We start from the raw sequence: 20,318 nt of genomic DNA, 5'->3' as shown, positions 1-20,318 counted from the left end.
GCTTCTTTAAGTGCGTTCATACACCAACCGGCCATCCACATAGGTACGATAAATCGACCGGTCATCCCCTAGCGTCATCATGACAAATAGCTTATCGATCAAGGTTGTTGAGTTGTCGTAGCGCAGCTGTTGCAGCGGCGTGGCCGTGGGTTCCAGCACTACGAAATCGGCCTCTTTACCGACGTTAAAATTACCAATAGTCTCTGCCAGCCCGAGCGCATCGGCACCGCCCAGCGTAGCCAGATAAAACGCCTCATAGGCCGACAGCCGATAGTTCTGGAGCTGCATCACCTTGTAGGCTTCGTTCAGCGTTTGCAGCATATTGAAGGTGGTTCCCGCGCCGATGTCAGTGCCCATCCCCACCTTGATTTTTTTCCGCCAGGCATTTTGCAGATTGAATAAGCCGCTGCCGAGATACAGGTTGGAGGTCGGGCAAAACGCAATGGAAGAATGGGTATCGCGCAGGCAATCCCATTCGGCGTCTTCCAGGTGAATGCAGTGGGCAAACACGCTGTTTTTGCCGGTCAAACCGTAATGATGGTAAACATCCAGATAGCTTTTACGCTCCGGGTACAAGGCTTTCACCCAGGCGATTTCTTCTTTATTTTCCGATAAGTGGGTGTGCAGATAGGTATCCGGGTACTCCTGCCGCAGGCGCTGGGCCATCGCCAGTTGTTCTGGCGTCGAGGTCGGCGCAAAGCGCGGAGTGATGGCATACAACAGGCGGCCATTGCGGTGCCAGCGCTCAATTAACGCCTTGCTCTGGGTATAGCTGCTTTCAGCGGTGTCCAACAGATAGTCCGGTGCGTTGCGATCCATCATCACCTTGCCCGCGATCAACCGCATATTGATGTGATGCGCCGCCTCAAACAGCGCCTCTACCGATTCGGGATGCACGGTGCCAAAAACCAGCGCGGTGGTGGTGCCATTACGCAGCAGTTGTTTGATGAAAAAGGCCGACATTTCACGGGCATATTCCAGGTCGTTGTAGCGTTTTTCTGCCGGGAACGTGTGCTTGTTCAGCCAGTCCAGCAACTGTTCGCCATAGGCTCCCACCATTTCACATTGCGGATAATGAATATGGGTATCGACAAATCCCGGCACGATCATTTTGCCACTGTAATCACGCACCCGGATGCTGGCGGGGATCCGGTGATGCCCGTCTGCCCAGGTGCCAAACCAGTCCACATGACCATTACGGATTAACAACAAACCGTCTTTGATAAAACGCAGATGGCCTTCTATTTCTTCAGGGCACTGCACGGTGCGGGTAATATCCAAAAAGCTGCCACGCACAGCCTTGATTAAGGGTTCACACTCCATACCAACATTCCTTATAAACGGGTGACGTTAATCCGTATTTTTTTCCGCAGAGGTGATTTCCAATTCGGCGGAGCCTACGCGGCGGCCTTCGTTATTATTCAGCGGTATCAGCAAGTTCAGGAAAATAGCCGTCAGCCCACCGGCACAAATCGGGTTTTCCACCAGAACGTAAATTGAGGCGGGTAGTACGCGGAACACTTCCGGATCGTAAGAAACACCCAGGCCCAACCCCAAAGAGGTGGCGACAATAATGGTTTCTCGGCGGTTTAATCCGTTGGAAATAATGATGCGGATCCCAGCGATTGCGATCATGGAAAACATCAGCGTCATCGCGCCGCCCAAGACCGGGGCCGGAATGGTGGTAAAGAAGCGGCCAATCACCGGGAATAACCCCAGAACGACCAGAATCACCGCGATAAATTTGCCAACGTGGCGCGAAGCAACGCCGGTCATTTGAATCACGCCGTTATTCTGGGCAAAGGTAGTCAGCGGTAATGACCCGAGCATGGTGGCAATCACCGATACCAAACCGTCGGCCAGCACACCACCGCTCAGGCGCGAGGTATATTCTTCCCCTTTAATGGGCCGGTTGGACACCATTGCCGTGGCGGTAATATCCCCCACAGCTTCCAACACGCTCAGCAAATAGATGGTGCCTGCCACCAAAAAGGCGTGCAGATCAAACGAGAAGCCATATTTAAACGGCACCGGAACGGTGATCAGCGGCAGGTTCTGCATCACGGTAAAATCGACCATGCCCAAACACAGCGCCACCACATAGCCGACGATAATCCCGATGGCGATACCGCCCATGCGCAGCAGTGCGTTTTGGCAGCAGTTAAAGGCGATCACCACCAGCAGCACCAGTAGGCCAACGCCGATGCTTTCATAATTGCCAAAGGTACCGCTGCTTTTGGCGGAAAAACCGCCGCCGAAGTCGATAATCCCGACCTTGATCAGGCTCAGGCCAATCATCAGCACCACAATGCCGCTGACCGTTGGCGTAATCACCCGCTTCAGATAAGGCAAAATAAACGAGGAGCCCACGACCAGAAAAGCCCCGACAAAAGAGACACCGAGCAAGGTGGAAAGCATTGCTTCCACATGCAGGCCGTCGGCTTTCATGGTGCTGCCTAAGGCGATCATCACCGTGACAAAAGAGAAGTTAACCGATTGGATCGACAATAAACCGGAGCCAATGCGGCCATAGCGGTTCACCTGTAACCAGGTACCAATACCCGAAGCAATCATCGCCATTGAAACCAGATAGGCAGTGACGTCTGGCGGCAATGCCAGCGCGGTACCAACAATTAATGCCGGAGCCACCATCGGCACAAAAATGGCCAGCAAATGGGTAATCGCACTAATAACACTTTGGTTAAACGGCGGCTTATCATCGACGTGATAAATAAGATCGCTGCTTGCGGTAGGTATATCAGACATCTCTTTACTCCCTTCCAGTAAATTTGATCATCTGATTCAATAAACACGCGTTAACTGCTCCACGCCCTGCACTTTCGCCATGTTAAATCCGCCGGCTAACCTGAGTAATACCGGTCAGTTAAGACCAACCAACTCCCTCTCCTTGGGGAGAGGGGAAGATCTCCGCACGACAAGCCCCTCACCCCGGTCCTCTCCCACAGCGAGAGGGGGCGCCACTGTCAGCATTGTGCGAAATGAGTATGCACTTTTCTACTTAAGTGACCGGCATTGGGCCCGCCTGAGCATTTTTACTTCGCTCATTGTCTTTATGGCGGCAATAACAGTATTGAATCGCTTTGCCCGTCGCATTGTTAATTACACGACGGGCATCTAGGCTCACGCTGACACTTTATTTAACCCCCTCAGAACTTTCTCCGGTGTGAAATGCCATTCACGCAGCCAAACGCCGCAGGCATCATGAATCGCCATGGCGATGGCCGGAGCCGCGCCGTTAACGCCGATTTCAGAGATCGATTTAGCGCCGTATGGCCCCACCTGATCGTCGCTCGGCACCAGGAAGGCCTGGAAGTCGAGCGGGATATCGCCAATCTTCGGCGCGCCGTAGCTTTGCAGGTCACGGGTGATCGGCACCCCTTGGCGATCGTAGATAATCTCTTCCGACATGCTGTGGCCGATGGCGCGCATTGATGCGCCATAAATCTGCCCCAGCGCCAGTTCCGGGTTCACCGGCGTGCCGCAGTCCAGCAAGGCGTAGAACTTATCCAGCCGGATCTCGCCGGTGCGCGTATTGACTGCCACTTCGGCGAAGTTGGCCCCGAACGGGAAGGCAAAATCAGAGGAAATGTAGCTTGCGGTGGCCACCAGGGTGCCAAAACCGGTGCCGGTCTCTGCTTTATGGGCGATTTGCGCGAATGACACTTCACCCTGTTTGCCCCGCACCACGCCGGGTGCCGCCAGTGCCACATCGGCTTCCGGCTCACCCAACATCTGCGCGCCGTGGAACAGGATTTTTGCCCGAAGATTCTCCGCCGCGTTTTTCGCCGCGTTGCCAGAGAAGCAAGTACCGGACGAAGCATAAGCCCCTTTATCAAACAGGGCGTGATCGGTATCGCCCGAGATCACGTGCACATCGGCAAACGGGCAACACAGCACTTCGGCCGCCAGCTTACCGACCACCGTATCCAGCCCAGTGCCGATATCCGCGCCACCGGAGTGGACGATAAAGGTGCCGTCCGATTCGAGCTTAATCATGCAGTTAGCCTGATCGATATCTGGGATACCGGATTTCTGCATGATAATCGCGACGCCACGGCCAACCTGCCAGTCGCCGGTTTTCGCCTTCGGCGAGTTCCAGCGGATCAGTTCGCGCCCTTTGCGCAAGATCGGCTCCAGCGCGCAGCTGGCGGCGCTGGGCACCGAGGTCGGCATTTTGCCTTCGCCGATCGCCCCAAGGATCTTCAGTTCCTGCCCTTCTACCACCCGGTTAAGCTCAATAATCTCCAGCGGATCGCGCCCCAGTTTTTCGGCCAACTCGGCCAAAATCATGGTCAGGGCAAAGTTGCCCTTCGGCGCGCCGTAGCCCTGATAAGCACCGTTCGGGCAGATGTTGCTGTAATAGGTGGTCACCTGGAAATTGACGTTTTCGCACGGATAGAGCGGCAGCGACAGCGCCGGGCCGTTGCTGGGCACCGTCAGCGCGTGGTTGCCGTAAGGGCCGGTATTGGCGAGGAAATTCATGTCGATCGCCGTCAGGCGGCCATCTTTTTTCGCACCGATCTTCACCTTCACTTTGGCCACGTGGCGCGAGGTATTGCTGATAAACTCCTCTTCTCGGGTGTAATGGAAATAGACCGCGCGGCCGGTGACGCAGGTGGCCCAGGCACAGACCTCTTCCAGCAGGATGTCCTGCTTGGAGCCAAAACCGCCGCCCACGCGCTCTTTGATCACATGCACTTTGTGCTGCTTCAGCCCGACAATGCGCGCTACCTGGCGGCGCAGGTGCCAGGGCACCTGGGTTGAGGCGTGGATCACCAGCCGATCGCCATCCATATAGGTGTAGCAAACGTGTTTTTCTGCCGGGCACTGCTGCACCTGTTTGGATTCATAAGTGCGTTCCAGCACCACATCCGCCTCGGCAAAACCCTGATCCACATTACCGATGTGCCCATGGACTGCGGCAGCAATATTGCTATGCGGTTTAGCGCCAATCGGGAAGTTGATCGTCAGATGTTCACCGGCGCGCTGCGCAGAACTCCGATTCTGCTCGGCCAAATCGGCGGGTGCGCCGTTGACGTAAACAATCGGTTCATCGTGCACCAGCGGTGCGCCTTCCGCCATCGCCTCATCAATCGACATCACCGGCTGCAACACCTGGTATTCGACCTCAATCAACGCCAGCGCGGCCAGCGCGATCGCTTCGCTTTCGGCTACCACCGCCGCTACCCGGTCGCCCACATGGCGCAGTTTCTGGCCAAACATCCGGCGATCCAGCGGCGAAGGCTCCGGCGCGCTCTGCCCGCCGGGGGTGTAGTAAATATCTGGGCAATTGAGATAGGTGATCACATGCACCACCCCCGGCAGCGCTTCGGCTTGGCTGACGTCCAGGCGGGTAATCAACGCATGGGGGTGCGGGCTGCGCAGCATCTTGATGATGCAAGCATTACGCGCCACGCGATCTTCAACATAGCAAGGCTTGGCCTGCACCATTTTCGCCGCGTCCACTTTCGGGCACAGTTTGCCAACCACGTTGAGATCGCTACGAAACTCGGGGGCCGCCGGAGCCTGGAACTCAGGGTCGCTGCGACGCGCTACCGCCAATGCCACCACCTGATAAAATTGCTGATAACCGGCATCGCGGCTGAACAGCCCCGATAGCGCATCGTCGATCTGCGCTCGCGTTGGCGCTGCGATGCGCTCTAACAAATCCGTCAGGATCAGCGCCGCCGCCGGATCGTTATAGCCGGACTGAACAATCCCCACGTCCACCATCGCCTGTTGCAGCAGGCTAAGCTGGTTCCAGCTGCCAAGCGCTTCTGCGGTGGTGACCACCGCGCCGTCAAGTTGGGCGGCAATCAGCAACGAGGCGTTAACCACCACGCCGTTAAACAGAATCGCATCCGAACCGCTAAAGCCGAATCCGTCATCGCTATCGCGGACCGAATGCATCCCCAGCTTAAACAGCAGTTGCTGCACGTTTTCGCCGGGTTGGCACTGTATCTCTTGCGCGCTGTCATTGAGCGTAAAGCGAATATTCATCATTGTTCCCCTCCTGACGCCTGGCAACTGGCGAGCAGATCGGCCACTACCACCCCGCTGATATAGCGTTTATAGGCCACGCTGCCGCAGAGATCGTCTTTCGGAGCCACCGCCTCGGCCACCACCTTCTCCAGCGCCGGGCCGCTCAGGCCGATTTGCTCGGCATCGCGCAGGCGGCTTGGCCGCACCACCACACCGCTCAGGGCGATGCGCACCTTTGATTGTGCATCGCAGGAAACGGCGGCGGTCAGCACCGTCAGCCCGGCCGCCGAACGCGCAACCTTGCGCGTGGCGCAGCAGCGGTAAGGATCCGGCAGCACCAGCTTCAGCAATAACTCCTGGTGGTAACCCGCCAGATAATCTTCCAGCGCGAGGGTATTCCCGCAGCCAATCACCACTTTGGCGCTCAGCGCCAGCAGCACCGGCAACAGCACCGAATCTTTAGGTGCGGCGGCGATTTCACCGCCTAACGTAGCCTGATTACGAATATGGCGCGAATAGACAAAACCCAGCGCCTCACGCAGCGCCTGCGGGATCAACGCCGAATCGATTAACTTCTGTAAGCTGATGGTGGCCCCGATATGCAGTTCACCCTGTTGCCAACTGACCTGATCCAGCCCCAGTTGCGATAGCGCAATGGCGATCTTTCTATGGGTCTTGGTCGGCGTGGCGTTTAACTTGCTGCCGCCGCCGAAGTACACCGCCTCATCAAGAAACTGGCGTTTCAGTTCCAGCGCCTGCTGCACCGATTCCGGTCGATAAAATTGCTCAATCATTTTTCACCCTCATCAAGGTCAACCGCCCCGAACGTCGCGGGCGGCAACCTGCTTAGTTCAAGGCATCCATACGCTGCCATAGCTGGGCCGCAACCTTGCGCGCCTCGGCGTAAAGCGGTTCAACATCGAATGGGAATTTGCCGTCCTGGTAGACCATATTGCCTTCCACCATCACGCTGTTCACGCTGCTGGCTCCCATACCGAAAGCCAGGTGACCACCGATATTCTGCGCCGCCAGCGGCGTGGGTGACGGGTAATCACAGATGGTGAGATCCGCTTTGTAACCTGCCGCCAGGCAGCCGAACCGGGCACCAAAGTTACGTGCCAGCAGTTGGTTGCCGTTCGCCAGAAAGCGGGCAAAGCTGTCTGGCCACAGCGTTCCACCGGCATCGCGGTGTTTGAAGTAGGCAAACTTCAGCTCTTCGAACATGTCGGAACCAATGCCGTCAGTGCCGAGCGCCAGGTTGCGGTACTGTGGCAGTTGATGGTTGTAACCGACATGGTTATTCATATTGGAACGCGCGTTGTGCACCAAGAAGGCATCATGCTGGTTGATCAGCTCGATATCGGCGGCAGAAAGATACAGGCCGTGAGCCACCAGCGTTTTAGCGCCGAGCAGATCGTACTGCGCCAGCCGCGCCATCAGATCTTGGCCGTACTTGTCGTGACTGTGTGACACATCATAGCGGTCTTCGGCAGCGTGAATATGCAGCCCGCGCCCGGTGCTTTGCACCGCTTCGCGTAGCATCGCCAACCCGGCATCGGCCACGGTAAACGGCGCGTGGGCACCGATATGCGCCTCCACCAGATAGGGTTCCTTACCGGCGGCTTTGGCGGTGTCGATCAGGTTTGCAAAGGCGATATTCTCCTCAACTCCGGCCTGCAACTCACGATTGCCGCCGTTGCGATCGGTAGTTTCAAAACAGGTCATGCCGCGCAGCCCGGCCTTGATAAAGCCCGCGCGCAGGGTTTTCAGCGATCCGGCGATAAAGTTCGGTGAGGCGTGGTGGTCGATCACTGCGGTACAGCCGCTCTTGATCGCTTCCAGCGAGCAGATCAGGCCGCTGTAATACAGCGATTCTTCATCCAGCGCGCGATCCAGCCGCCACCACAGGTTTTTCAACGTAGAGATAAAATCCGGGCACGGCGCGATGTTAGCCATAATGCCGCGCGACAGACCGGAGTAGAAATGGTTATGGGCGCAAACAATGCCCGGCATCACCAGCTTGCCATGCATATTGCGGGTTTCCGCCTGCGGATATTTTGCCGCCAGCCCATGACCCACCTCTTTGATCAACGCCCCTTCAATGGCGATGTCGATCCCCTGCTGAACGCTGGCGGGCTCAAGCTGCACGGCGGTAGCATTAGTTAAGATCAGCATAATTACACCTCCACCTGACCCAGCAGATAATGATGATGGGCATATACCTGGTTGATGATGTGGCCCATCTCTTCCAGCTCCGGCGGCACCTGCTGAAGCTGACCGTTATCCCCCAACTGCAGTTGATATATATTGTCCCCCAGGCGCACGCTGACCTGCTGACCGTTCACCAGAAAACCGGCGTTGGTGCTGTTGGCAAAGTCCTGCGGCAGGTTAAAGATGGTGACCTTGTCTTTATAAGGCTTGCCCTGCCATGGGCAGAACTGGGCGCAGTTGCCACATTCGTTGCAGTAGGCATCCAGATGCAGGGTTTGGAAACGATCGCGGAAGCCCGGAATCGCGATCGACACGTTGGCGCGGTTCGGGCAAACATCAACACACTTGCTGCACACGTAGTTGCATTCCAGGCAGCGCTGCGCTTCCTGTGCCACAAAGGCTTCGCGCTCCGCCTTGTCCACCACCGCCACCGCAATCGCCCCTTTGCGGCGATAGATTTCCGCCGGATCCACATTCGACCAATATTTGTCTTGGTGATGGGTGTTGACACTCTCCCGCGCCAGCACCGTTTCTGCCGCGCTGCGGGCGCTGCCGATGGCAGCGACGATCGATGACGGGCCACGCTGCACATCGCCGATCAGGAACACATTCGCCCGCGTGGTTTCGCCGGTCGTGATATTCACCTGCGGGTAACCGGCCTCATCCAGCGGAACCCCCAGCTTGCGCAGCACTTCTTCATCCGCCTGTTCACCAATCGCGGTGATCAGCGCGTCAATCTGCAAGGTAAGGGTTTGTTCGGTAGCCACCGGGCGACGGCGGCCCCGTTCGTCCGGCTCACCCAGTTCCATCACTCTGGCAGTTAAGGTGCCGTTGGCATCGAAATGTTCCGGGTTGGTGAGAAACATAAACTGCACCCGATCTTCCACCGCCTCCAGATACTCTTCGCGGTAGGCCGGCATTTCGTTCAGCGTGCGGCGATAGAGCACCGTGACATCCTGCACGCCCGGCACTTTCAGCGCGGCGCGGGCGCAGTCCATCGCCGTATTACCCGCACCGACCACCGCCACGTGTTTACCCAGGTTCAGCGGTTTGCCTTGATTGAAATCGCGCAGAAACGGCAAGGATTTGTAGACGTTGCGGTTATTGCCTGCCAGCTTCACGCCGCTGTTTTTGTCGGTGCCGATGCCGATAAATACGTAGTCGAAGCCCCGCTGTTGCAGCTTATCCACCGTCAGATCGGGATCGCAACCATAGACAAACTTCACGCCGTGCGCGGCAACAAAATCGATATCATGCTGAATCACCTCAGCCGGAATGCGGAATTGCGGAATGATATTTTTCACCACGCCGCCAGCATTAGGCTCACGCTCAAACAGCGTGACCTGATAACCCGCGCGCGCCAGAAAGTAACCGGCGGACAGCCCCGCCGGGCCTGCGCCCAAAATCGCCACCGGGTGCTTGCTGCCGGAGCCCGCAGGCTTGTGCCAACGGCGCTGGTATTCGTCCCAACCCTTCTCTAACGCTACCTTTTTCAGCTCACGAATGTTCAGTGCGCTGTCGTAATCGATGCGCGTACAGTTGTACTGACATTGGTGATCGCAAATATGGCCAGTGATGGCAGGCAAAGCGTTGCGCTGATAAATCAGTTCCAGCGCGTCAGCATAGCGCTGCTCACCCAGCAGGCGGATATATTCCGGGATATCCTGTTTGATGGCGCAGGCGCTAACACAGGGTGCCACGTAACAGTCGATCATCGGCAGCAGGCCACCGGCGTCGATGCTGTCCTGCGCTTTCCAATGTTTCTGGGTGTATTCCATGCTGACGGCTTTTTCCGCCAGCGCTTCCAACTTGGCGACATCAATGCGCGTCATCTGCCAGCATTCTGACTGCTCCAGTTCACGCAGGCATTCGGTCTGGCGTAAATAGCCGCCGGGCTTCAGCAGATCGGTAGCCATGGTGATCGGCCGGATGCCGGTTTCAAAAATATCGCGGATATTAAATTTGCTGGCCCCGCCGGAATAGGAGATCGGCAGTTCGCCGTTAAACTCGCGCGACAGTACCGCCGCCACGTTGATAGACAGCGGGAATAGCGCGCGGCCAGACATGTACATCTCTTCGCCGGGCAGCGCACCTTTATGGTTGATGGTTCCCAGGGTGTTGGTCAATTTCACCCCAAAGCCCAGCTTGTGCTGTTTACCCAGCGCCACCAGGCGGCGCAGCATGGCTACCGCTTGATCCAGCTTGAGATCGTGCTCGAAGGATTCCTCTTTCAGGCCAACATAGTCAAAACCGCAGGTATCCAGAATCGCCCGCACGCGCTGATAACCCAGCAGCGTCGGGTTTAATTTCACAAAGGTATTCAGATGTTTCTCTTCCAGCATATAACGGCAGATAGCTTCGATTTCATTTGGCGGGCAACCGTGCATGGTGGAAAGGGTAATTCCGCTGACTAATTGCACAGGAATTGCGCCCGGTAATTGACTTAATGCGCTGCGCTGGGCAGATAAATCGAACTGGGTAATAAAATCATCATTGCTCACCCATTCCCTGAGGGTTTTGGCATATTCGGCGTATTTCGGCTGCTGCGCGGAATTGATCATATTATGGATAAACGCCTGCATCGGCGGTTGTTTGATCCCGTCGAGGTTATAGCCCACGCTCATATTAAAAATAAAGGATTTACTTTCCCCTTTCTCGCGGGGATCAAACATCGCTTCCAGCAGATGTAAGGCAAACCAGGCTTTTAAATATTCGTCATAGGCCTTTAGCAGAGTAAATTCTGTCGACCATTCGGTGTTAAAGCATTCATCTTCCGCATCGATACAGGGTTTTTCAATCTCCAAGCGGTCAAGAATTTGTACGGTTTTTAATTCAATAAACCGCCCGCCGGTCAGCCAGGAGACGATAATATTCTGCGCCAATTGCGTATGCGGGCCAGCCGCCGGGCCGAGCGGAGTTTCGCAGCTTTCATTGAAAACGTTAATCTGCCGATCGTCACGTTTGCGATAAAACTGCTGTTCCGGAATACCAAAGATGGAGCGATTCTCATGATATTCCTCGAAAATCCGGGTTAGCAGCGCCTTGAACGGAACCGGACGCATGATATCTCCCATAGCTTATCTCCTTGCGACGAAATGCCTGAATGGTGATTAGGCAAAAACCGGCTCGCGGTTTTCCACCTCGGTTAGGCATAACGCAGCAACAATCAGGCCAAATCTCACCGCGCCGCTGCGTACTGATAAAATTCGTGAGGCAGTTCTAATTGTTATTTTTATTTGTGAAGAAGCTCACAGGTGCAAGTGAGAATAAAAATCAGTGCCTACTGATGCTCAATGGCAGCGATTCACCCTATAGGGTGAATTATCAAAAAAGAACCTCTCAATATCACTTTGATACGCTGAAATGCACTATCGGATAAAATCGTGAGCGCAATCGATAAAGTATGAATGATCAATAAACCTCGATTACATCAAACAATTCGCGCGATTAAACCGTCAATCAGAAATAAAAAACGGCATATTAATTAATGGTGATATTTAAGATTAGCCTGCATCCCTTCACCCCAAGGGATAGGGAATTAATACAGCTTATGGATATAAGCCCAGACGGCTCCCTCGCCCCGTGGGAGAGGGTTAGGGTTAGGGTTAGGGTTAGGGTTAGGGTAAGGGCCGTTTGGCATATTGCTGGTTAGCATTCTTTTTAACTCGAGATATTTATGAACCCAACCTTCAGGGAGTTATTCAGTGAAGAATATCAACGCTTGGATAATGGCAAACCACTGTTGATTAGCCTGATTGGTGCCGGTGGCAAAACCAGCACTCTGCTGTGGCTGGCGCAGGCGTTCTATCAACAGGGTAAACGGGTGTTGTTTACCACCACCACCAGGATGTATCGCCCGGACCCCGCTACTTATCATCAGCTGTTTATCGGTAAGCAACCTATCTCCAGCGCTAAACCGGTGATTATCGCCAGTTTTAGCCATTACCAGCCGCAAAATAACAAGGTCGTCGGCTTTAGCGCCGAGCAGATCGACGAGATTAAGCGGCAAGGGGAATTCGATGTGATCTTGGCAGAGGCCGACGGCTCGCACGGTTTGCCGCTAAAAGCCCCGGCAAGGCATGAACCTTGCATTCCCTCCAGCAGTGATTGTGTTATCGCGTTAACCGGCGGTCAGGTGATTAATCGCCCTGCCGATCCGCAGCAGATTCACCGCTGGGAGATATTCTCGGCGCTGACCGGGATCGCTGCCGGTGAACCGCTCGACTGCCGGGCGTTCCGTACCTTGATCGCCCACCCGCAAGGGATGTTCAAAGGTACGCCAGCCGATACGCGCCGGATTTGGCTGATCAATCAGTGTTCTCATTCTGATAATCAACCCGATCCCGCTTGGCTTGCGCTGTTGCGGCAAGATGCGGTGCTCAGTGCCATCTGGTTTGGCGCCGTGCAGCAGAACCCGCCAATCCATCACTGCTTGCGACGCCTAACACTCTAATATTTTTGAAGTTACTGATGAGGTCAGCATGAATATCTTCGCCGAAGCTGCACGACTAGAAGAAGAAAACCGGCCCTTTGCACTCGCCCAGATTATTGAAAGCCGTGGTTCTACGCCGCGCCATTCCGGGCAAATGTTGGTGATGGCCGATGGCAGCTGTATTGGCACCATCGGTGGCGGCATGATTGAACGGCTGGTGATTGAGCAGGCTATTTCTGCCATTAGTGAACGCAAAGCTAGGGTGTTTCATGGCCGGATGGCGCGCAACGGCCAGGACGCGGTGGGTTCCGACTGTGGCGGTGCGATGTCGGTTTATATTGACGTTCACGGCCTGCGCCCGCGCCTGGTGTTGATCGGCGCTGGGCACGTCAACCGCGCCATCGCCAGCGCCGCCAAGCCTTTGGGGTTCGATATTCACGTTACCGATATCTATCCCGCCAGCCTTGATGCCGCCCTGTTTCCGCCGGGCACTACCTTGGTACATGGCGAGAGCTTCCCTGCCGCCATCAGCAAGATGAATATCGAACCCGGTAACTTCGTGATCGTCGCCACCAACAATCAGGATTGCGAAGCATTAAACGCGTTGATCGGCCAACCGCTGCGCTATCTGGGGCTGCTCGCCAGCCGCCGCAAAGTGCAGACCTTTACCCATTTGCTCCGGCAACGCGGCATCAGCGAGGCCGATCTTGCCAGATTACATGCCCCGATCGGCTACAACATCGGCGCAGAAACGCCGGAAGAGATCGCCATCAGCGTGTTGGCGGAGCTGTTACAGATTAAAAACCAGTCGGCAGGCGGGTTGATGAAAGAGGATATCCGGCTGACACGCGACAAGCTGGTGGTGATCCGTGGGGCGGGTGATATCGCCACCGGCGTGGCGCTGCGGCTTTATCATGCCGGTTTTCAGGTGATCATGCTGGATATTGCCCAGCCCACCGCCATCCGCCGCACGGTGGCCTTTGCTCAAGCAATGTTTGACGGCCAAGCCTGCGTTGAAGGGGTAACCGGCCGCCTGGCAAAAGACGTCGATGAGGCTTTCGAGATGATCAACCGTGGCGAAATTCCACTGCTGATCGACGGCAATGCACAGTGCCTGGAGCAGCTCAAACCGCGCTTTCTGGTAGATGCAATTCTGGCCAAGCAAAACCTCGGTACTCATCGCAATATGGCGCCGATTACCGTCGCTCTCGGCCCCGGTTTCAATGCCGGGCAGGATTGCGACGCGGTGATTGAAACCCATCGCGGTCATGAACTGGGGCGGGTGATTTACCAGGGCTATACCCACCCGAATACCGGCATCCCCGGCAATATCGGCGGCCATACCGCCCGCCGGGTGATCCGCGCACCTGCGGACGGCGTGATGCACTGCTGCGTGGCGCTGGGGGATTTGGTGCAGGAAGGGGATATTATCGCCCACTGCGGTGAAACACCGGTGATCGCACCGCTTTCCGGCATGGTGCGCGGGCTGTTGCAGGCTGGGCTGGAGGTGAAAACCGGCTGTAAGATCGGCGATATCGATCCGCGCGGTGCACAAGCGGATTACACGACGGTGTCGGATAAAGCGCGGGCGATTGGTGGTGCGGTGCTGGAAGCGGTCATGAAATTGGGGCGGGGGTAATTCATTAGGCCACATCAGTGTTTGTCTATGTAAGGTCGGTGTAATGGGAATTGCCGTAAATAGAGCGTAATTCTATGAAATAACAATGGACGGCAATTGCAGGGCCCAAGGCGGGGCCCTGCACCCGCGCCAACGCTTAACATGGCCTGCCCGCTGCGCGGGTACCTTCGCTACGCCCCCGTTGCCGGACGGGTCGGCTCAATTCACGTCCCTGTTCATATCGCCTCAACCGGCCCTCCATGGCCGGTTGCCCCTGGCAACGGTGTCTTGCTCAGCAGGCCATGATGCGCTCAACGTCAACCCCCGAATTTGTGATCACCGGGCAACCTTTACAATGATATTGATAGCAACATCTCAAACCCTCTTTTTGGTGAGGTGAGCACCGGTGTTGACGCCATTGAAGGCGCCGAACGGAGACACGGCGCATAGGCCGTCATGCGCTGTGGCGGAGTGAGACAAATCTGCCGGGAGCAGATTTGAACGCTGCTTGCAGCGGCCCCGAAGGGGCGAGGCCCAGGGATGGGCCGAGTACTAGCCGCGCAGCGGCCGCCTGATATGGCAAGGGCCGGGGTGCAGGGGGCTGGCTCTTGAGCCCCCTGCTCGGGCGCGCTCACCACGTTGCCAAGTGAACACAACATGTTTAGCGACCGAAAATAGATACTCGCGCCCCCGTCTTAAGATATGAACAATATAGCCACTACAAGCTAATCACCGTCCCCGTCTTCCCTTCAATACCCAGTTGCGCCTTGCTCAACACCGTAATTAACGCCTCACGCCCCGGTTTAGACTCGGCAAACGCCACCGCCGCCTCCACCTTCGGCAGCATCGAGCCTTTGGCGAAGTGCCCTTGCTCGATAAAGCGCTGAGCATCAGCCACACTCAACTGCTCCAGCCACTGCTGCTCCGGCTTGCCAAAATTAATCGCCACCTTTTCCACGGCGGTGAGAATGATCAGCATATCGGCATCAATCATCTCAGCCAGTTTGGCGCTGGCCCAGTCTTTATCGATCACCGCACTGGCCCCTTTCAAATGGTTGCCTTCACGTATCACCGGGATGCCACCGCCGCCAACGGTGATCACCACCTGCCCGGCGGCCATCATGGCGCGCACCGTCTCTTTCTCAACGATATCTACCGGCTGGGGCGATGCCACTACGCGGCGATAGCCACGCCCGGCATCTTCTTTCATGTCGTAGCCATTTTGCCTCAGCAGGCGAGCTTCGGCCGCGCTGAAGAAGGAGCCTATCGGTTTGGTCGGATTCTTGAACGCCGGATCGTTACCGTCGACGATCACCTGGGTAATCAGCGTGGCTACCGGCTTATCAATATGGCGATCGAGCAGTTCTTCACGCAGGGCGTTTTGCAGATCGTAACCGATATAGCCTTGGCTCAGCGCGACACACACCGACATCGGCAGCATCGGGGTATGGGCTTCAGTTTTTGCCGCCGCTTCAAACGCCAGGTTGATCATGCCCACCTGCGGGCCATTGCCGTGCGTGACCACCACCTGATGACCGTGTTCAATTAAATCGACGATCGCTCGCGCGGTGGTTTTTACCGCCTGCATCTGTTCCGCCAGGCCTTCACCCAAAGCGTTACCTCCCAATGCCAGTACTATTTTCTTTTTCATGCTGAGCCTCATTTTTACCACGATGTTTGATTCCCCCCTCTCCCCAAGGGAGAGTGAATCGGTCAGTGGATTACGTCAGTTACAGTTACTACATCAAAAGGCCGGCGGCGTAAGAACTGCCCATAGCCCTGTTGCCCGGTAAATTCGCCGTTGCGGGCCACGATCTCACCCCGGCACAGCGTCAGCACCAGCGCGCCCTGGCAGTGAAAACCTTCGTAAGGGGAATAATCGGCATTGTCATGCAGTCGGTTATGGCTAATCACCGTGGATTGGCGCGGATCGATAATCACCACGTCAGCATCTGCGCCAAGATTGAGATTGCCCTTGCGCGGCCACAGGCCAAACAGCCGAGCCGGATTGCCGCTGGTGAGCGCTACAAAGCGTGAAGGTGAGATCCGACCGCTCATCACGCCATGAGAAAACAGCAGCAGCATGCGGTTTTCTACCCCCGGCAGGCCGTTCGGGCAGCGGGTAAAGTCCCCCGCCGCCATCGCCTGGCGCTGGTGATAAGGGAAGCTACAGTGATCGGTGGCCACCGTATCAATCGAGCCGTCGACGATCCCTAGCCACAGGCGATCCAACTCCTGCTGATTGCGCAGCGGCGGGCTGAGAATGTATTTCGCGCCATCCTCACGTAAATAACACTGCTCATTGAGCAACAGATACTGTGGACAGGTTTCCACCCACACCGGTTGCTGCTGTTTGCGTGCTAGGCGTAAATAGTCCAGCCCCAAGCCATTGGATAAATGGACAATATACAGCGGTGCGTTGTCGGCCAGGCGGGCCAGATTGATCATCCGGCCAATCGCTTCAGCTTCACATTCCAGCGGTCGGCTTAACGCATGGTGAATCGGGGCCGTTTTCCCAGCGGCCACCAGCGCAGCACGGCGAAAGGCAATAGCCGCATCGTTCTCTGGATGCACCGTGGTCAGCGCCCCCACCCGCCGCAACTGCCATAAAGCGCGCAGCACCTCAGCGTCATTCACTTTGTAGTGATAGGTCAGGTAGAGCTTGAAACTACTGATCCCTTCGTCATGCACCATACCCGCCATTTCTTCGAGAATGTCGTCATTAATGTGCTGGATCACGCCATGAAAGCCGTAATCAATCACCGCATTACCGGCCGCGTATTGATGATAAAGATGAAGCTGATGGTGAAGATTGCAGCCCGCCGGGCCGAACCCCATATGGTCGATAATGGTGGTGGTGCCACCGCAAGCGGCGGCGCGGGTGCCGGTGAAAAAGTCGTCACAGCTGCGGGCGATGCCGACATCGATATTAAAATGGGTATGCACATCGATGCCGCCGGGCATTACGTAGCAGCCGGTCGCATCAATAATCTCGCAGTCGCTCCCTGGCTCAATGTTGGCTGCGCGCTGGCAAATGATCCCATTCTCGATCAGCAGATCCTGAGCGTACTGCCCGTCGCTATCTACCAGAATGCCGTTTTTAATCAGCCGCTTCATGTTGGCACCCTTGAAAAAATCACAACAATAGGTGAGAAAATATCACCCTCTCCTAATAGGAAAAAACCAGGAGAGGCTTTAGTTCGGTGTTCTGGGGTCCCCCTCACCCTAACCCTCTCCCCGAGGGAGAGGGGACTGGTTCGCCGCACGGGTTAGCTGGGCATCACCCTCCCCATAATCCTAAACCGTGCGCCCCCTCTCCCTGTGGGAGAGGGCCGGGGTGAGGGGCTTTAGCTCGGTGCTCTGAGTTCCCCCCTCCCCCTAGGGTTAGGCTAACTTCTTACTTTTCCAACTCTTCCAAGTAAGCCAACGGCACGGCGGCGTACATAGCGGCACAGGTCACCAGATGATCTTTCCAGGTTTTCTCATTCGGCGCATGGGCTTCCGGCTCTTTGCCGGGGCCAAAACCGACCACCGGAATACCATGACGGCCCATAATCGACACGCCGTTGGTAGAGAACGTCCACTTGTCCACCACCGGTTTTTTTTTGAACAACCCTTGATAGGCTTTGCTCAGAGTTTTCACCGTGATGTGATCCTCTTCCACTTTCCAGGTCGGGAAATAGCATTCGGTCGGGTAAACCAGGCCGGTGTAAGACGGGCGTTCGTAGTCGTACATTGACACCACCGCTTTAGCGGCCTGCACCGCTGGTAGGGCGCGGATTTCGTCCAGCGCCCCTTCCCAGGTTTCGCCCCAGGTCAGACGGCGGTCGATCGATACCGCACAGCTATCAGCCACCGCGCAGCGGCTCGGTGAGGTGAAGAAAATCTCGGATACGGTGAGCGTGCCTTTACCGAGGAAATCGTCGTTGCCCAACTTACCGGACAGTTGCTGCAATTCGTTGAGGATCGGCCCCATTTTGAAGATGGCGTTATCACCGCGCTCTGGTGCCGAACCGTGGCAACTGATGCCTTGCACGTCGATGCGGATCTCCATGCGCCCCCGCTGACCACGATAGATCTGGCAGTCGGTGGGTTCGGTACTGATGACAAACTCCGGGCGAATCTTCGACTGTTCGATAATGTACTGCCAGCACAGGCCGTCGCAGTCTTCTTCCTGCACGGTGCCGGTCACCAGCAACGTATATTGATCCTCCAGCCCCAGATCCTTGATGATCTTGCCCGCATAAACCATCGAGGCCATGCCGCCTTCCTGATCCGAGGCACCCCGGCCGCCGATAATCTCGTCGTTTTCCATGCCCTGATAAGGGTCAAAGTTCCAGTTTTTGATATTGCCAATGCCGACGGTATCAATATGCGCGTCCATGGCAATCAGGTGTGGGCCATGGCCGATATAGCCGAGGATGTTGCCCATCGGGTCAATTTCCACCCTGTCGAACCCCACCTTCTCCATCTCTTGCTTAATACACAGCACTACCAATTTTTCGTCACAACTTTCGCTCGGGATCGCAATCATGTCCCGCAGGAAGCGCGTCATTTCATCTTTGTATTGGTAGGCTTTCTCTAACACCAGTTCAAAAGGAATTTGCTTTGCCATTGTGTTCTGTTCTCCACACTTGTATTACTTCTCACCTGCACGAGAGACCGGGTAATCTGAGGACTCCGCTTAATACCCTATGGATTTCGCGTTGCGGCTAGGCACCCAACTCGCTCAGCCCCAGGAGCCTACTCAAGTAAGTGACTGGGGTGAGCGAGTGCAGGTAACAACGCCGCAGCGTGAAAGACGACGGGTATTTCAGACCGAATATTTCCCTTCCCACACTACTTCGCGATAATGCTTAACGTCGGTATCGCCTTCCGAACTGATCAGCAGCACCACCGACTGGCTATCCAAGCCAAGTTTTTCCATCAGTTGTGCCCGTTGCGGGTGGTAATGCACCGCAGCCAGCACGCCAAGGCCGACCGCGCCGGACTCACCGGAGATAATGCGCGGATCGTTACCCAGCGGATTACCGAGCACCCGCATGCCCAAAGCCGCTACGCTGTCCTGACAGGAAATAAACTGTGTGGCGCAATTGCGCAACAACGGCCAACCCAGCGGGTTTGGTTCGCCGCAGGCCAGGCCCGCCATGATGGTTGCCATATCGCCGCCCACGTTGACGATTTCGCCTTTCTTGCCGGAGCGATAAACGCAGTCCGCCAGTTCGGGTTCCACGATCGCCGAATGCAGTTGGCTGGCACCAAACACCTCGGCCAAGTAGCCGAGCACTCCGCCCGCCATCGCCCCCACGCCCGCCTGCAACAGCACATGGGTTGGGCGTGTAATTTGCATCTGCTGCATCTGTTCCACCGCTTCATCCGCCAGCGTGGCGTAGCCTTGCATAATCCAGGTTGGGATCTTGGTGTAGCCTTCCCAGGCGGTGTCCTGCACGACTTCCCAGCCGCGTTCCTGCGCCGTTTTCATGGTCAGACGCACGGTATCGTCGTAGTTCATGTCGGTGACGATGCACTCGGCACCCAGATTGAGGATGTGGTCCACCCGCTCCTGCGCCGAGCCTTTGGGCATATAGACCACCGCATGCTGCCCCAACTGCTGCGCCGCCCAGGCAACACCCCGGCCATGGTTGCCGTCGGTGGTGGTGGCGAAAGTCATTTTCTCGCTCAGCGTGGATTTAAATTTTTCGAAGGAAAACGCATTAATATCGATCTGATATTTTTCGCACAGTAACCGGGCGATGGCATAAGCGCCGCCAAGCATTTTGAAAGCATTTAAGCCAAAGCGTTTGGACTCGTCTTTAACCAGGATTTTCTTTACGCCAAACAGGTGCGCGAGATCGTCCAGCGCACATAATGGCGTTGGCTGATAGCCCGTAATTTTTTGATGAAACGCCCGTGCTTTGCGCGCTTCTGCCTGAGAGAATAGCGGCGAGGTTTCGCCGTTAAAATAACGGTTATCCTCAATATCCACTTTCAATGAAAAAACCGACATTGCTGTTACCTCCTAGGGTCGCATTCACCTTTCACTGCGCGGGAACA

At 56.0% G+C, this 20,318-nt stretch carries 12 protein-coding genes; 2 read left to right on the top strand and 10 right to left on the bottom strand.

Going from position 1 to position 20,318, the window contains the following annotated elements; translation table 11 throughout:
- Window positions 1-6 precede the first annotated feature (6 nt).
- The 6 genes from guaD to ygfK all read right to left on the bottom strand — a co-directional run bounded on the left by guaD (window position 7) and on the right by ygfK (window position 11,288).
- Window positions 7-1,323 (bottom strand): guanine deaminase, encoded by a 1,317-nt coding sequence (gene guaD, locus AC2A1E_RS00515; RefSeq protein WP_484382076.1) that lies wholly within the window; start codon window positions 1,321-1,323, stop codon window positions 7-9.
- A 27-nt stretch (window positions 1,324-1,350) separates the two neighbouring features.
- Complete coding sequence (locus tag AC2A1E_RS00510; protein WP_484382075.1) at window positions 1,351-2,766, bottom strand: nucleobase:cation symporter-2 family protein; 1,416 nt, start codon at window positions 2,764-2,766, stop codon at window positions 1,351-1,353.
- 375 nt (window positions 2,767-3,141) lie between these two features.
- The gene (locus AC2A1E_RS00505; protein WP_484382233.1) at window positions 3,142-6,021 is read right to left on the bottom strand and encodes a molybdopterin-dependent oxidoreductase Mo/Fe-S-binding subunit; all 2,880 of its coding nucleotides are present in this window, start codon (window positions 6,019-6,021) and stop codon (window positions 3,142-3,144) included.
- The gene (gene ygfM, locus AC2A1E_RS00500; protein WP_484382074.1) at window positions 6,021-6,797 is read right to left on the bottom strand and encodes a molybdopterin-dependent oxidoreductase FAD-binding subunit; all 777 of its coding nucleotides are present in this window, start codon (window positions 6,795-6,797) and stop codon (window positions 6,021-6,023) included. Before ygfM ends, AC2A1E_RS00505 begins: the two co-directional genes overlap by 1 nt.
- Window positions 6,798-6,849: 52 nt before the next feature.
- Window positions 6,850-8,178 carry a putative aminohydrolase SsnA gene (gene ssnA, locus AC2A1E_RS00495; RefSeq protein WP_484382073.1) on the bottom strand — a complete coding sequence of 443 codons (1,329 nt, stop codon included), beginning with the start codon at window positions 8,176-8,178 and terminating at the stop codon, window positions 6,850-6,852.
- Window positions 8,179-8,180: 2 nt separating this feature from the next.
- Window positions 8,181-11,288 carry a putative selenate reductase subunit YgfK gene (gene ygfK / locus AC2A1E_RS00490; RefSeq protein WP_484382072.1) on the bottom strand — a complete coding sequence of 1,036 codons (3,108 nt, stop codon included), beginning with the start codon at window positions 11,286-11,288 and terminating at the stop codon, window positions 8,181-8,183.
- 602 nt (window positions 11,289-11,890) lie between these two features.
- Between ygfK and yqeC the strand changes: the two genes are divergently transcribed.
- Both yqeC and yqeB read left to right on the top strand, forming a co-directional pair.
- Window positions 11,891-12,667, top strand: coding sequence for a selenium cofactor biosynthesis protein YqeC (gene yqeC / locus AC2A1E_RS00485; RefSeq protein ID WP_484382071.1), 777 nt, complete (start codon window positions 11,891-11,893; stop codon window positions 12,665-12,667).
- A gap of 28 nt (window positions 12,668-12,695) precedes the next feature.
- Window positions 12,696-14,285 (top strand): selenium-dependent molybdenum cofactor biosynthesis protein YqeB, encoded by a 1,590-nt coding sequence (gene yqeB / locus AC2A1E_RS00480; RefSeq protein ID WP_484382070.1) that lies wholly within the window; start codon window positions 12,696-12,698, stop codon window positions 14,283-14,285.
- A gap of 697 nt (window positions 14,286-14,982) precedes the next feature.
- Here the strand turns inward: yqeB and arcC are convergent.
- The 4 genes from arcC to dpaL form a co-directional block, all read right to left on the bottom strand.
- Window positions 14,983-15,915, bottom strand: a complete 933-nt coding sequence (gene arcC / locus AC2A1E_RS00475; protein ID WP_484382069.1) for a carbamate kinase — start codon at window positions 15,913-15,915, stop codon at window positions 14,983-14,985.
- A 62-nt stretch (window positions 15,916-15,977) separates the two neighbouring features.
- A complete protein-coding gene (hydA, locus tag AC2A1E_RS00470) occupies window positions 15,978-17,381 on the bottom strand; it encodes a dihydropyrimidinase (protein ID WP_484382068.1) in 1,404 nt (467 codons plus the stop codon).
- 280 nt (window positions 17,382-17,661) lie between these two features.
- On the bottom strand, window positions 17,662-18,879 hold the full coding sequence (locus AC2A1E_RS00465; RefSeq protein ID WP_459398974.1) for a YgeY family selenium metabolism-linked hydrolase: 1,218 nt from the start codon (window positions 18,877-18,879) through the stop codon (window positions 17,662-17,664).
- Window positions 18,880-19,077: 198 nt separating this feature from the next.
- A complete protein-coding gene (dpaL, locus tag AC2A1E_RS00460; protein ID WP_484382067.1) occupies window positions 19,078-20,271 on the bottom strand; it encodes a diaminopropionate ammonia-lyase in 1,194 nt (397 codons plus the stop codon).
- Between the last annotated feature and the right edge of the window lie 47 nt (window positions 20,272-20,318).

It is taken from the genome of Serratia sp. HNCC26DJ206, from assembly GCF_057180605.1.
Note: the sequence above shows the minus strand (reverse complement) of the source record. Positions and strands in the feature narration are given on the sequence as shown.

Coding starts and splice junctions, on each gene's coding strand:
- ssnA (WP_484382073.1), bottom strand. CDS start 8,178: ATGCTGATCTTAACTAATGCTACCGCCGTGCAGCTTGAGCCCGCCAGC.
- AC2A1E_RS00510 (WP_484382075.1), bottom strand. CDS start 2,766: ATGTCTGATATACCTACCGCAAGCAGCGATCTTATTTATCACGTCGAT.
- hydA (WP_484382068.1), bottom strand. CDS start 17,381: ATGAAGCGGCTGATTAAAAACGGCATTCTGGTAGATAGCGACGGGCAG.
- AC2A1E_RS00505 (WP_484382233.1), bottom strand. CDS start 6,021: ATGAATATTCGCTTTACGCTCAATGACAGCGCGCAAGAGATACAGTGC.
- dpaL (WP_484382067.1), bottom strand. CDS start 20,271: ATGTCGGTTTTTTCATTGAAAGTGGATATTGAGGATAACCGTTATTTT.
- AC2A1E_RS00465 (WP_459398974.1), bottom strand. CDS start 18,879: ATGGCAAAGCAAATTCCTTTTGAACTGGTGTTAGAGAAAGCCTACCAA.
- ygfK (WP_484382072.1), bottom strand. CDS start 11,288: ATGGGAGATATCATGCGTCCGGTTCCGTTCAAGGCGCTGCTAACCCGG.
- arcC (WP_484382069.1), bottom strand. CDS start 15,915: ATGAAAAAGAAAATAGTACTGGCATTGGGAGGTAACGCTTTGGGTGAA.
- yqeB (WP_484382070.1), top strand. CDS start 12,696: ATGAATATCTTCGCCGAAGCTGCACGACTAGAAGAAGAAAACCGGCCC.
- ygfM (WP_484382074.1), bottom strand. CDS start 6,797: ATGATTGAGCAATTTTATCGACCGGAATCGGTGCAGCAGGCGCTGGAA.
- yqeC (WP_484382071.1), top strand. CDS start 11,891: ATGAACCCAACCTTCAGGGAGTTATTCAGTGAAGAATATCAACGCTTG.
- guaD (WP_484382076.1), bottom strand. CDS start 1,323: ATGGAGTGTGAACCCTTAATCAAGGCTGTGCGTGGCAGCTTTTTGGAT.